Annotated in this window: 11 protein-coding genes and 3 tRNA genes; 5 read left to right on the top strand and 9 right to left on the bottom strand. The window is 62.2% G+C overall.

From position 1 onward, the window contains the following. Positions 1-28 precede the first annotated feature (28 nt). A complete protein-coding gene (gene nudE / locus CDPAHKCJ_RS04340; RefSeq protein ID WP_166018980.1) occupies positions 29-625 on the bottom strand; it encodes an ADP compounds hydrolase NudE in 597 nt (198 codons plus the stop codon). A gap of 201 nt (positions 626-826) precedes the next feature. Here nudE and yrfG point away from each other — a divergent pair, with 201 nt between their 5' ends. The 4 genes from yrfG (at position 827) to CDPAHKCJ_RS04320 (ending at position 4,864) form a co-directional block, all read left to right on the top strand. Next, the gene (gene yrfG, locus CDPAHKCJ_RS04335; protein WP_166018808.1) at positions 827-1,537 is read left to right on the top strand and encodes a GMP/IMP nucleotidase; all 711 of its coding nucleotides are present in this window, start codon (positions 827-829) and stop codon (positions 1,535-1,537) included. Further along, on the top strand, positions 1,534-1,926 hold the full coding sequence (locus CDPAHKCJ_RS04330) for a S4 domain-containing protein (RefSeq protein ID WP_043331366.1): 393 nt from the start codon (positions 1,534-1,536) through the stop codon (positions 1,924-1,926). Before yrfG ends, CDPAHKCJ_RS04330 begins: the two co-directional genes overlap by 4 nt. Positions 1,927-2,080: 154 nt before the next feature. Then, positions 2,081-2,995 (top strand): Hsp33 family molecular chaperone HslO, encoded by a 915-nt coding sequence (hslO, locus tag CDPAHKCJ_RS04325; RefSeq protein WP_052384283.1) that lies wholly within the window; start codon positions 2,081-2,083, stop codon positions 2,993-2,995. A 309-nt stretch (positions 2,996-3,304) separates the two neighbouring features. Beyond that, complete coding sequence (locus CDPAHKCJ_RS04320) at positions 3,305-4,864, top strand: phosphoenolpyruvate carboxykinase (RefSeq protein ID WP_166018807.1); 1,560 nt, start codon at positions 3,305-3,307, stop codon at positions 4,862-4,864. Between the two features lie 132 nt (positions 4,865-4,996). Here CDPAHKCJ_RS04320 and CDPAHKCJ_RS13515 read toward each other — a convergent pair whose 3' ends face one another. Both CDPAHKCJ_RS13515 and CDPAHKCJ_RS04310 read right to left on the bottom strand, forming a co-directional pair. Then, positions 4,997-5,929, bottom strand: coding sequence for a lytic transglycosylase domain-containing protein (locus CDPAHKCJ_RS13515; RefSeq protein ID WP_166018806.1), 933 nt, complete (start codon positions 5,927-5,929; stop codon positions 4,997-4,999). A gap of 175 nt (positions 5,930-6,104) precedes the next feature. Next, positions 6,105-7,835 carry a proline--tRNA ligase gene (locus tag CDPAHKCJ_RS04310; protein ID WP_166018805.1) on the bottom strand — a complete coding sequence of 577 codons (1,731 nt, stop codon included), beginning with the start codon at positions 7,833-7,835 and terminating at the stop codon, positions 6,105-6,107. 266 nt (positions 7,836-8,101) lie between these two features. Here CDPAHKCJ_RS04310 and CDPAHKCJ_RS04305 point away from each other — a divergent pair, with 266 nt between their 5' ends. After that, positions 8,102-9,535, top strand: a complete 1,434-nt coding sequence (locus tag CDPAHKCJ_RS04305; RefSeq protein ID WP_166018804.1) for a hypothetical protein — start codon at positions 8,102-8,104, stop codon at positions 9,533-9,535. 44 nt (positions 9,536-9,579) lie between these two features. Here the strand turns inward: CDPAHKCJ_RS04305 and CDPAHKCJ_RS04300 are convergent, their stop codons facing one another. The 6 genes from CDPAHKCJ_RS04300 to pgsA form a co-directional block, all read right to left on the bottom strand. Then, complete coding sequence (locus CDPAHKCJ_RS04300; protein WP_166018803.1) at positions 9,580-10,032, bottom strand: STAS/SEC14 domain-containing protein; 453 nt, start codon at positions 10,030-10,032, stop codon at positions 9,580-9,582. A gap of 83 nt (positions 10,033-10,115) precedes the next feature. Next, positions 10,116-10,943, bottom strand: coding sequence for a formate/nitrite transporter family protein (locus CDPAHKCJ_RS04295; RefSeq protein WP_166018802.1), 828 nt, complete (start codon positions 10,941-10,943; stop codon positions 10,116-10,118). 430 nt (positions 10,944-11,373) lie between these two features. Further along, positions 11,374-11,458, bottom strand: a tRNA-Leu gene (locus tag CDPAHKCJ_RS04290). Between the two features lie 395 nt (positions 11,459-11,853). Then, positions 11,854-11,927 (bottom strand) — tRNA-Cys (locus CDPAHKCJ_RS04285). 111 nt (positions 11,928-12,038) lie between these two features. Then, positions 12,039-12,113 (bottom strand) — tRNA-Gly (locus CDPAHKCJ_RS04280). Positions 12,114-12,270: 157 nt separating this feature from the next. Then, a complete protein-coding gene (gene pgsA / locus CDPAHKCJ_RS04275; protein ID WP_043331361.1) occupies positions 12,271-12,819 on the bottom strand; it encodes a CDP-diacylglycerol--glycerol-3-phosphate 3-phosphatidyltransferase in 549 nt (182 codons plus the stop codon). Between the last annotated feature and the right edge of the window lie 226 nt (positions 12,820-13,045).

Genomic DNA, 13,045 nt, shown 5'->3' with positions numbered 1-13,045 from the left:
CCTGTCATCGGTGCCTGCCATCAAGCCCTTACCACCAGCGCGGGCTGTAGGTGTCTTCCCCGGCCAGCAGGCGTTCGCGTGCCATGAACAGCGCCGCGATCGCGCGTGCCTCGTGGAAGTCCTCGCGTGCCAGCAGCGCCGGCAGTTCATCGAGGCGGTGGCGCTCGACGACCAGCGGTTCCGGCTCATCGCCCGGCAGGCGCTTTTCGAACAGGTCACGCGCCAGCATCACGTTCATGCGGTGATCCATGTAGTTGGGTGCCAGGCTCAGTTCGGCCAGTGGCTCGATGTTGTGCGCGCCATAACCGCATTCTTCCATCAATTCGCGATTGGCGGCGGTCACCGGGTCCTCGCCCGGGTCGATCAGCCCCTTGGGCAGGGTCAGCACATATTGCTCAGGGCCAGCGGCATATTCGCGGATCAGCAGCACATGGTCGGGGTCGGGCATGGCGACGATCATCACCGCGCCGTGACCGCCGCTCTTGAGGCGTTCGAAGCTGCGGGTGGCGCCATTGGAGAAGGTCAACTCCAGCGCTTCGACGGCGAACAGGCGCGAGCGGGCGACCTCGCGGCGTGAGTCGATCCGCGGTGGCGTCAGCGTGTGGCTGTCGCCTGCATGATTCATGGTCGGGTGAACGGTATCTGGCGCATCATCCATCGCAAGTCCTCGCGAGGCAGTATGAGAAGAGAGAACACTGTCGCTCATCGTGGCAGGCCGCCGCGAGCGGGGCAATCACAAGCCGTCATCACCCCTCGTTGCACATGCGCGCCCGTGGGCCATGCTTTACACTATGAGGCCAAATTTCCCTCTGGCTGACAGAATCCGATGCTTGACTGGAACACTATCGACACCGTGCTGTTGGACATGGACGGCACTCTGCTTGACCTTCACTTCGACAGCCACTTCTGGCTCGAACACCTGCCCAGGCGCTATTGCGAGCTGCACCGCCTCGATGAGGCGCTGCAGGCCGATCTCAAGGCGCGCATCATCAGCGAATCCGGCACGCTCAACTGGTACAGCCTCGATTACTGGAGCCGTGAGCTCGAGCTCGACGTCATCGCCCTGAAGCGTGAAGTGCAGCACCTGATCGGCTATCGCCATGAGGCCGAGGACTTCCTCGCCTGGCTGCGCGATCAGCCGCAACGCGTGGTGCTGGCGACCAACGCCGACCGTCATGGCATCGATCTCAAGTTCGCGCTGACCGGCATGGGCGACTACTTCGACGCCGTGGTGTCATCCGCGGATCTGGGCCACGCCAAGGAAGAGCAGGCCTTCTGGCACAAGCTCAACGAGATCGAGCCCTTCGACCCGGCGCGTACCCTGTTCATCGATGACAATCCCCAGGTGCTGGAAAGTGCCCACACCTATGGCATTGCCCATCTGCTGGGCGTGCGTCAGCCGGACTCCAAGCGCCCTGCGCGTGATTTCGAGCGTGTGCACGGCCTGGACGGCTTTGCAGTGCTGACCGAGGGCGCGGGCCCCGAGGTGGCCAATGCCGGAATCTCGAGTGACGGGGAGGGCAAGGAGGCGTCATGAGTGATCAGGTACGTATCGACAAGTGGTTGTGGGCGGCGCGCTTCTTCAAGACGCGTGGCATGGCCAAGAAGGCCATCGAGGGCGGCAAGATCCAGTACAACGGCGGCAAGGTGAAAACCTCCAAGACCGTCGAGGTCGGCGCCGTGATCGAGGTGCCGCAGGGCTGGGATCGCCTCGTCGTCGAGGTGCTCGCCCTCAGCGACCAGCGCCGTGGCGCGCCCGAGGCCCAGAAGCTCTATCAGGAGACGCAGGAGTCCCGCGAGCGCCGTGAGCGTGAGGCCGAGACGCGTCGCCTCGGCAATCAGGGTATGACGCCTCCTCCCGGCCGTCCTGACAAGAAACAGCGTCGCAATATCCATCGCTTCCAGCGCCAGGATGCCGATAGCTGAACCAGCGCGAGTCACCGCCGGGTGCCTTGGCACCGACCGGTACAATTTCCATGCCGATGTGTGTCAGCACATCGTTGTTGGCGGCCTGACATGGGGGCGCTTGTGCGCTCTCCCTTCACGCCTGCCTTGAGGTCCCTCAATGAGCGAACACGACATGCAAGATTCCCATTCCACTGACGATGCGGCCGCGCCGAGCTTCGATCAGATCCAGCGCTTCCTGTTCGATGCCACCAACGTGCGTGGCGAGATCGTCACACTCGACAAGGCCTACGCCGAGGTGCTCGATCGTCACTCCTACCCGCAGGCCATCTCGCGCCAACTGGGCGAGATGCTGGCGGCCGTGGCGCTGCTGACCGAGACCATCAAGCTCGATGGCACCATGACGCTGGAAGTGCGCGGTACCGGTATCGTGCGCCAGCTGATGGCCGAGTCGAACCCCGGCGGCGAGCTGCGCGCCATCGCCCGTCTCAGCGATGAAGCGGTGTTGCCGACGGAAGAGTCCAGCCTGCAGGAGCTGGTTGGCCAGGGGCAGATCGTGATCACCCTCGACCCGCGTGAAGGCAAGCGCTATCAGGGCATCGTGGCCATCGATCAGGACAGCCTCGCCGGCTGCCTGGAGAGCTACTTCAGCCAGTCAGAGCAGCTGCCGACCCGCCTGTGGCTGATGGCCGATGGCAAGCGCACTGGCGGCGTGATGCTGCAGCAGCTGCCCAATGATGACGCCAACAAGGACCCGGATGCCTGGGAGCGCGTCGTGCACCTGGCCGAGACCCTCAAGGCCGAGGAACTGCTGACGCTGGATCAGCAGGAAGTGTTGCATCGTCTCTATCACGAAGAAACCGTGCGCATCTATGAGCCCAAGGCGCTGCGTTTCGGCTGCACCTGTTCGCGCGAGCGTCTGGGCGCCGCCCTGCACAGCATCGCCGCCGACGAGTTGCGTCAGATCGTCGCCGAGCAGGGCGAGCTGGCCACCCAGTGTCACTTCTGCCATACCCGCTATTCCTTCAGTGCCGCGGAAGTGGAAGCGATCATCGAGGATCCTGACGCCGAAAGCCCCGTCGTGCATTGAGCATTTTCCGACGCGCCGACGACTGGCCACGGGGATGATGATTGTCTGACATATCGTCGTCCGTCAGGCGGCGGCACCTGCGCCAAAGTGTTGCAACAATGGGCGTTTCCGCCCGACACCCTTTTTGCCATAATGCCTTGCCAGCACAGGGCCGGATGCCCTGTGCTGGTGGTATCGACGGTGTCATGGCATGCCGTCATGCGCGATCGGGCAGCAACGATCGATCACAAAATAAGCCTGTGGCATGTACCTCGGGCATCTGGCTTCAGCCATCAAGAGAGAGGGCGGCCCTGAGCCGCGGAGACGCGAATGAGCAAGCATCAAGACAGTGCGGTGACCACTCACACCAATCTCAGCAGCGCAGAGCTGATCGAGCTGGCAGTGGCTCGCGGCGAAGGACGTCTGGCCGACAACGGCGCGCTGGTCGTGGAGACGGGAGCGCGTAGCGGGCGCTCCCCGAACGACCGCTTCATCGTCGACGAGCCGTCCACCTCGGACGCCATCGACTGGGGCAGCGTCAATCGCCCGTTCAGCCCGGAGCGTTTCGACGCCCTGTGGGAGCGCGTCGAGGACTATCTCGGCGAGCGAGACAGCTTCGTCTCCGAGCTGCATGTTGGTGCTGACCTCGAGCACTACCTGCCGATCCGCGTGACCACCGAGACGGCTTGGCACAACCTGTTCGCGCGTACCATGTTCGTGCGTCCGGACAGTTTCAATGCCAAGGACAAGAGCGAGTGGACCATCCTCAACGCGCCGCACTTCACCTGCGAGCCCGAGCGTGATGGCACCAACTCCGACGGCGTCGTGCTGATCAACTTCGCACGTCGTCGCGTCCTGCTGGCGGGCATGCGTTATGCCGGTGAGATGAAGAAGGCCATGTTCTCGGTGCAGAACTTCCTGCTGCCGGAAAAGGACGTGCTGCCGATGCACTGCTCCGCCAACGTCGGTGACGATGGCGAGACCACGCTGTTCTTCGGCCTGTCCGGCACCGGCAAGACCACCCTGTCCGCCGACCCGGCGCGTTACCTGATCGGTGATGACGAGCATGGCTGGGGCGAAGGCACCGTCTTCAACATCGAAGGCGGCTGCTACGCCAAGTGCATCGACCTGTCCGAGAAGAACGAGCCGGTGATCTGGAACGCGATCAAGTTCGGTGCCGTGCTGGAAAACGTGGTGCTGGATGACCGTCGTGGCGCGGATTACGGCGATGACCGTCTGAGCCAGAACTCGCGTGCCGCCTACCCGCTGGAGCACATCGAGAAGCGCGTGCCGGAAAACCGTGCCGGCGAGCCGAATGCCATCGTCTTCCTGACCTGCGACATGTCCGGCGTGTTGCCGCCGGTGTCCGTGCTCAGCAAGCAGGCTGCTGCCTACCACTTCCTGTCCGGCTACACCGCCAAGGTCGGCTCCACCGAGATGGGCTCCACCGCCGGTCTCGAAGCCACCTTCTCCACCTGCTTCGGCGCGCCGTTCTTCCCGCGTCCGGCACGTGAATACGCCGACCTGCTGATCAAGCGCATCGAGGCGTTCGGCTCACGCGTCTACCTGGTCAACACCGGCTGGACCGGTGGCTCCTACGGTGAGGGCGGCTCACGCTTCTCCATCCCGACCACGCGCGGCATCATCAGCGCGATCCAGAATGGTGCTCTGGCGGACATCGAGACGCGTCACATCGACGTGCTCAACCTGGATGTGCCGGTGCGCGTGCCGGGCGTCGACTCCAGCCTGCTCGACCCGCGTGAGACCTGGGAAGACCGCGCCGCTTACGACAGCAAGGCGCGTGATCTGTCAGCCAAGTTCGTCGAGAACTTCAAGAAGTTCGCCGGCGTGGATGAGGCGATTATCGCGGCAGGCCCGACTCTGGTCTGACGATCATCGGGATTGATCGCAAGCGGTAAGCAAGAAGCCTCGCCCGGTGTTCCGGGCGAGGCTTTTTCGTGTCTGCTGCTTTTCTCGTCGACAGCTGCCGTCATCACCTGCTGTCGGGCGTGTCAGGGGCTGTCAGGGACTGCCACCGGCGGCCAGCGAGCGGTTGGCAGGGCCGTCGAAGGTATCTTCGGCAGCGAGCGGCTCCTGGCCGTGCGCAGCGCCGGTATGTTGCTCGATATCCTCATCTTGCTCAACACCACCACTTTGCTCGAGGCCGGGCTCAGTGTTGCTGGTCTCGGTGCGGCGTGACGCGCCTTCGTTGGCGGTTTTGGCAAGGTCTTCGTCGGTGGTGTCGGCAAGGCCTTCGGGCGAGCGTTCGGCGACGAAGGGCGCCGGCGCCTGATACCACCAGCGGGTTGTCCAGGCACGCATCACCCGCTCCGGGTACCAGGTCTTGCCGAGGCTGCCGTTGTAGCGCGCCAGCGCATCGGTGATGTCGCCTTTCTCGCGTTTGAGATAGTGGGCAAGGATGGTGGCGCCGTAACGCAGGCTGGTGTCCTGATCGAGCAGATTGTCACCGGGCTCGCCGATCTCACGCTTCCAGAACGGCATGACCTGCATCAGGCCGCGCGCCCCGGCGTGGGAGACCGCGGTGGGTTTGAAGGCGCTCTCGACCTGGATGACGGACAGGATCAGCTCCGGTGCCAGACCTGTGCGTGTGGCTTCGCGGCGTACCTTGCGCAGCAGGTCGATACGCGCAGCTCGGTCCGGCATGTAGCGTTCCAGACGCTGCTGCATGCTCAATACCCAATGCAGGGCATCGATGGGGTCCTCGAAGGCCTCGGGCTCGGCCAGGGCTTCACGCAGGCTGTCACGCAGCCCCGGCGACAGTCCGTGCTCGGGGATCGCGGCGGCGGCCTGCACCGGGGGGCTTGTCAGTCCGGCAGACGCGGCGCCGAACGTCAGCAGAACAGCGGCCAGCCACGGGCGCAGACGGCGATGTGAGGTGTCTCCTTCAGCGCCTTCTATGGGCGACGCTGAAGGGGAAGTCGATGAGATGGTCATGCGCAGTCCCTGCGTATCAGTCATGGCGCCATTATGCCGTTACCGCGGCGTTGACGGTAATGGGGTGTCAAGTGAAGGCCTATAACGAGACAGCCCGCCCCTCAAGAAGAGGGGCGGGCTGTCCTGGGTGCTGCGATGGCGTCAGCCGTGAGCGAGTGGCTCAGGCTGCTTGAGTTCAGCTAGCGCTGCGCTCGGCCAGGAAGTCCAGCAGGCTGTCGACGGCGATCATGGTCGCGTCCGCATCAGTGCGACCCTTGTACTCGTACTCGCCATTGTCGAGACCGCGATCACCGATCACCAGGCGGTGCGGAATGCCCAGCAGCTCGCCGTCGGCGAACTTGTTGCCCGGGCGCAGATCACGATCATCCAGCAGCACGTCGTAACCGGCAGCGGTCAGCTCCTGATAGACACGCTCGGCCGTCTCGCTGACACGCACGGACTTGTGAGCATTCATCGGCACGATGGCGACCTGGAAGGGCGCGATGGCTTCCGGCAGCACGATGCCGCCCTTGTCGTTGCCCTGCTCGATGGCGGCGGCGACCACGCGGGTCACGCCGATGCCGTAGCAGCCCATGGACAGCGGCTGTGCCTTGCCGTTCTCGTCGAGCACGGTGGCGTTCATGGCTTCGGAGTACTTGGTGCCGAGCTGGAAGATATGACCCACCTCGATGCCGCGCGCGATGTCGATCACGCCCAGGCCATCCGGCGACGGATCACCGGCGACGACGTTGCGGATGTCGGCGATTTCCGGCAGTGGCAGGTCGCGCTCCCAGTTGAGGCCGAAGTGGTGCTTGCCTTCGATGTTGGCACCGGCACCGAAATCACTCATCAGGGCGACGCTGCGGTCGATGATGATCGGCATCTCGAGGCCGACCGGGCCGAGGGAGCCGAAGCCGGCACCGACGGCGGCACGCACTTCCTCGTCGCTGGCCATGGTCAGCGGCTCGGCGACCTGGGGCAGGTGCTCGGCCTTGATCTCGTTCAGCTCGTGGTCGCCACGCACCATCAGTGCGATCAGACCACCTTCGACGCCTTCGGCCGCCTTGACGATCAGCGTCTTGACGGTCTTCTTGATGTCCAGACCGTGCTGCTCGACCAGTGCGGCGATGGTCTTGGCGTTCGGTGTGTCGACCAGCTGCATCTCCTGGGTCGGTGCCGCGCGCTCAGGCGTCTCGCCCAGCGGTGCCGGCAGCGCTTCACACTTCTCGATGTTGGCGGCGAAATCGGAGCCGGTGGAGAAGGCGATGGCGTCTTCACCGGAGGCGGCCAGCACGTGGAATTCGTGGGAGCCGGTGCCACCGATGGAGCCGTTGTCGGCGATGACGGGACGGAAGTCGAGACCCAGGCGCGTGAAGATGCGCACGTAGGTGTCGTACATCACCTGATAGGTCTCTTTCAGGGATTCTTCGCCCAGGTGGAAGGAGTAACCATCCTTCATCACGAACTCGCGCGAGCGCATCACACCGAAGCGCGGACGAATCTCGTCGCGGAACTTGGTCTGGACCTGGTAGAAGTTGGCCGGCAGCTGCTTGTAGCTGTTCAGCTCACGACGCGCGAGGTCGGTGATGACTTCCTCGTGGGTCGGGCCGACACAGTAGTCGCGCTGGTGACGGTCAACGAGGCGCAGCAGCTCGGGGCCGTACTGCTCCCAGCGACCGGATTCCTGCCACAGCTCGGCTGGCTGCACGGCGGGCATCAGCAGCTCCTGGGCACCGGAGCGGTCCATCTCTTCACGCACGATGCGCTCGACCTTGCGCAGTGTGCGCAGGCCCAGTGGCATCCAGGTGTAGAGGCCGGAGGTCAGGCGACGGATGAAACCGGCCCGCAGCATCAGCTGGTGGCTGACGACTTCGGCGTCGGACGGGGTTTCCTTGAGAGTGGAAATCAGCAGTTGACTGGCACGCATGGGCTCAGCGATCCCTCGACTTGTCGCTTTGATCGGTACGCTTCGCAGTTGCGAAGCATGAACAGGCAGGTCTTCGGCACGCCTTTTACAGGCGCATCAACGAAGCAGACTGAGCGCATTGTACTGCCGCGAGCCTTGGAGGGGCAAAGTGCATGGCCAGACTGGAAAAATCCGCGCCGGCCTGCCGATACTGGTGACACGGGATTTCCCTTTGGAGAGGGCCGTGAACGGCTTTCTCAGGGGAGGTCTGACAAGGAGACAAGGATATGTCGTCACTCGATCAGCGCATGGGATACGCGCGTGCCAGGCATCGTTGGCCCTTGAAGGCAGGGTTGGCGTTGGTTGCATTGGGAGCGTGCCTGAGCGTTTCCCTGTGGCTGGTGAGCCTTTGCCTGCCGATCCCTTTCATCGATGAGGGAGTGCATTTCGCGCAGATTCGCCAGTTTCTCGCCGGCGACTGGAGCCAGCACCCCAAGCTGACCACCCTGACGCTATATCACGCCAGCATGGCGGTGGTGCTGATGGCGCTCCAGACGTTGGGGGAGTGGCTCAATCTTCCTCTGGCGGCTGATGCCCTGGCCGGGCGCTGGCCTGAAATGCCCTCGGTGAACTGGGTGCGGGGTCTGTCTCTGCTGGGGTTCAGTGCCATGGCATTCATCGTCTGGCGGGCGCTGCCGAGCGTCTATCGGCGCCTGGACCCCATGCTCGATGAGAGCGACGCCCAGCAACAGGCGAATCGTCAGAGCTGGCAATGGCTATGGCTGCCGATCATCTTCCCCTATCTGGCGCTGGTGTATACCGACCCATGGATCATCGTGCTGGTCGCGCTGCAGCTCGTCGCGCTGGTGCGTGAGCGGCGTCTGCTGTTGCTGGTGTTGATCCTGGTCGGCCTCGGCTTGCGACAGGACAGCATCGTGCTGCTCGGGCTGTGGGGTGGTCTGTTGCTGTTCATGACACATATGCAATCAGGGGTTCAGTCGCAGGCTGTCGGCATGGCGCCACCGCTGCGCTCGCCATTGCGCCAGCTCTCGGTCTGGTGGTGCCTGGTCGTACGGTGGTGGTGGGTGGCCGTGATTCCGGTGACCGCCTTCATCGGGTTTGTCGTCTGGAACGGCGGCATTGCCATGGGCGATACCACCCGTCATCAGGCCGGTTGGCACACCGGCAATCTCGGCTATTACCTGGGCGTGATCGGCATGGTGTTTCTGCCGTTGTGGTTGGCCGACTTGCCGCGCCAGTGGCATCTGCTGCGCCGTCTGTGCACCCAGGGCGACTGGCCGTGGCGAGGCTTTCTGCTGCTGGGGACGCTGGCAGGCGTGTGGGTCATGCTGGTGGTGAGCTTTGAGGTGACGCATGACTATAATTTCCAGCGCTGGACGATCCGCAATATCTGGCTGTTATGGCTCAAGGAGCACCCGGCGGGGCTGTGGGTCACCATGTTGCTGACCACCAGCATGGCGCTCTGGTGGCTGAGAGCGCCGCTGCGGCTGGGGCACGGGGGCTTGCTGCTGGTAATGCTCGCCTTGATGATCTGCACGCGCGAGCTGATCGAGACGCGCTACATGCTGCCCTTGATCACGGTCTTCCAGTTGCTGCGCTGTGCAGAGCGTCCGCAAGTGGAGCGTGCGATGACGCTCTGGGCGGTGGCGATGGGGGCGATGCTGCTGGCGGGATTGGTGCTGACACGCACCCTGCCATGAGACGCGGGCAGGGTGCCTTGGCGGTTCACTCGGTGGCGGGTGCTTCAGACCTGCTGGCGTTTCGCAGCTGGGGGCTGGGTGTCACCGCCAGTGGGGCGGCTATCAGTGCCATCACCGATACCAGAGCCACCGCGCGGTGGCTCGGCAACCCAGGCATAGGCAGCCTCGCGCTCGTCGGGCGAAAAGTGGCGAACCTCGATGGAGCGCACCAGGTGCTTGCTGAACTCGGTGACATGGCGCAGCCAGTCTGCCTTGCTGATGATGGCTTCGCGCTCGAAGTCTCCCAGGTGGCGCAGGGCATAGCCGATGTCATTGAGCAGGGCGGCCGGGGTGATCAACCCGAAGCGCTCGATTTCCACCAGCAGCGAGATGCGATCGTGACGTGCCAGGCGTTCGTCGCATTCCTTGATGACGGGAGTGAGTGCTGCCTGGTCGATACCGCCGTCCAGATGTAATGCCACAACATGATCGGCGGGGCTCTTGAGCAATGTCAGCATGATGGGCTCCTGGCGATGGATGAAGGGAGGGCGATACTCCTTCGCTACAATCCAGTGTGGCTGTCTATTGCGATATCAGCCAGTCAGGCATTGCGCTGCGGGCGCAAGCCATACCATAGCGGCAGGGCGACCAGCAGGCTGCCACCCAGCATGTTGCCGATGCCGGCGGGTATGATGTTCCAGCGCATGGCATCCCACCAGCCGGGACCTGCCCCTGTCGGCATGATCATCGAGAAATAGGCCATGTTGGCCGGGCTGTGCTGGAAGTTGCCCGCCACGAACAGGCTGACGGCCAGCACGATGGGCACGAACTTGTCGATGATGGTGCGCCCCATCACGGCCAGAAACGCTGCCATGCCGACCATCCAGTTGCCCAGCATTCCCGACAGTACCAATGAGAACCAGCCTTCGGCGCCACCCACCTGCTGATAGTGCATCTTCTTGGCCACCACGCTTTCCAGCAGCTGGTAATGCTCCGGGGAGTAGACCTGTGCCAGCGAGATGACCCATCCGGTCAGCAGTGTGCCGATCAGGTTGCCTATCCAGGCCAGCACCCAGAACTTGAGACCGCGACGCAGCATGTCACTTCGCGAGCAGTTGAGCGCACTTACCGGCAGGATGACATTGGCTTCAGTGAACAGGGCGGCACCGGTCAGGATGACGAGAAAGAAGCCCACCGAGAAGCCGACGCCCTGCAGCAGCAATTGCAGGCCATGCGTCTCGACACCTGTGGAAAGCAAGATCGAGAACAGTGCCCCCATGGTGATGAAGGCACCCCCCAGGATCGCCAATACCAGTATCCGTGGTGCCGAGAGGGTGTGAATGTGTTCGCATGCCTCGCGACAGATTTCCTGTGCCACATCATGTGATGCGATGAATTGAGCGGCAGGGCGGGGTGAGTCACTGGGCATGGGCAGTCCTTTTGATGATCTTCTGTGGATGAGCTGCTGCGGAGGGTCTGGCTCTGATGATCTGTCTCTGGTGGCCTGTCTTTGATGGCAGGGGAGCAGCAGCAGAACACGAGGTCACGATGCCAGGTTCTGATTCAGCAAAGCTTAGACCTTGGGGTAAAGGCGGATAATTCAATCAAGGTGTCTTGAGAGTCGCCAGATTCGAGACCAGAGCCAGGGCCGGGGACAACGCATGTGAAGAAAGCCAGCGGTGACAGATTGTGGAGTGGATCTGTGGAGATGATTTGTAGAGAGGGCTTGTAGAGAGGGCCTGTAGAAATAGCAGTCAGTACTGGTGAATATCAGTCCCTCCGACGTTTTATCAGACATGAAAAAGCGCCGCCCCTCGTGAGAGGAGCGGCGCTTTTGAATTCAGTAGTGATCTTGCATCTGGTACGGCCAGCCGGACTCGAACCGGCACGCCCGAAGGCAGGAGATTTTAAGTCTCCGGTGTCTACCGATTCCACCATGGCCGCGCAGACTGGCGGGTAATCTATCATATTTCAGATCAAGGTCAACTTTAATGCACGTGAAGTGATGTTTGTCGCATGATTCAACTGATTGTTATGCAAAAGGTTTGTGGTGATATCGCTATGGTGGGACAGCTAGGGATGAGGTGCGAAATACCCGGACTGTCGTTCAGGCAATGTAAGCCCTCGTCTTGGAAGCCATCGTCGTGCAAGCAGCAATGTCGACGTCAGCAATGAAGCGCTAGCGTAAAAGTGACAGAGAGAAATGGTGAGGAGCGAAAAAATCGAAACAGGAAATGACGAACGGTGAAACAGGATAAAGAAGAGAAGTTCTGACGACCTGAGGGGGTAGGTGTCATAACCATTCCAGAAGGAAACAGGGGATGTTTCGGTATCTGAAATGGAGGCTGGAGTCGGAATCGAACCGGCGTACACGGAGTTGCAGTCCGCTGCATGACCACTCTGCCATCCAGCCTCAATGATCGAGATGTCAGTCGAAACTGATGTCTGATCCGAGGAGTATCCACTGATGCTGCTGTAGATACATGAGTCAGTAAATCAGGTGAAGTTGCGCTACCTGTGTTACTGGAGCGGGAAACGAGATTCGAACTCGCGACCCCAACCTTGGCAAGGTTGTGCTCTACCACTGAGCTATTCCCGCTGAACTCGAGGTCGAATTATACGGATAATTCCCATGCTGTCAAACAGTTAATGAAAAATTGTCTCGCGAGTCAGGTCGTTGGAAACGAAAACGCCCACCAGCCAGAGGAACGGTGGGCGTTGTGGCATTCGCAGCGTCTCGTGGCTGAATGGCGGGGTCAGACCGAGCGCACCAGTTCCGGCCAGGCGGCGCGCAGGTAGCTGATCATCGACCACAGTGTCAGCGCTGCCGAGATATACAGCAGGGCCAGGCCGGCATCCCCCCCGACACTGCCCGGAGCGAAGAACAGCAGCATGAACAGGGCCAGCATCTGGGCAGCCGTCTTCAGCTTGCCGACCCAGGACACCGCGACGCTGCCGCGCTTGCCGATCTCGGCCATCCACTCACGCAACGCCGAGATGACGATCTCGCGACCGATGATGACCAGGCTCGGGATGGTCATCCACAGGCTGTCGTAGCGTTCGATCAGCAGGCCCAGTGCCACCGCGACCATCAGCTTGTCGGCGACGGGGTCCAAGAATGCACCGAAGGGCGTGGTCTGATTCCACAGCCGGGCCAGATAGCCATCGAACCAGTCGGTGATGGCGGCCAGTGCGAAGAGCAGCGCCGTCAGCGGCAGGCTCCATGCATAAGGCAGGTAGAAACATACCACCAGCAGCGGAATGAACAGGATGCGGATCAGAGTCAGGATATTGGGGATGCTCATCGTGACGGCACGAGTCCTTGCATGAAGCGTAGGTGGCTGGGCGCAATCGAGGGCGAGTCGAGCCCCTGAAGAAAGCCGATCGATCGGCGCCGCACAAGTCGTCTATTCTAGCCTGCCGGCGACGCATTCAGCCATGCCAAACGGCAGGTTATTCAAGCCAACGCTCTGTCACTCTTCCTTGAGCGTTGAGTCGATGGTGCCAGAGGCAGCCATGTCGTGCACGGGG

It is taken from the genome of Cobetia sp. MB87 (genome assembly GCF_011319755.1).
Classification (GTDB): domain Bacteria; phylum Pseudomonadota; class Gammaproteobacteria; order Pseudomonadales; family Halomonadaceae; genus Cobetia.
This window is presented reverse-complemented; position numbering and strand designations above follow the sequence as displayed.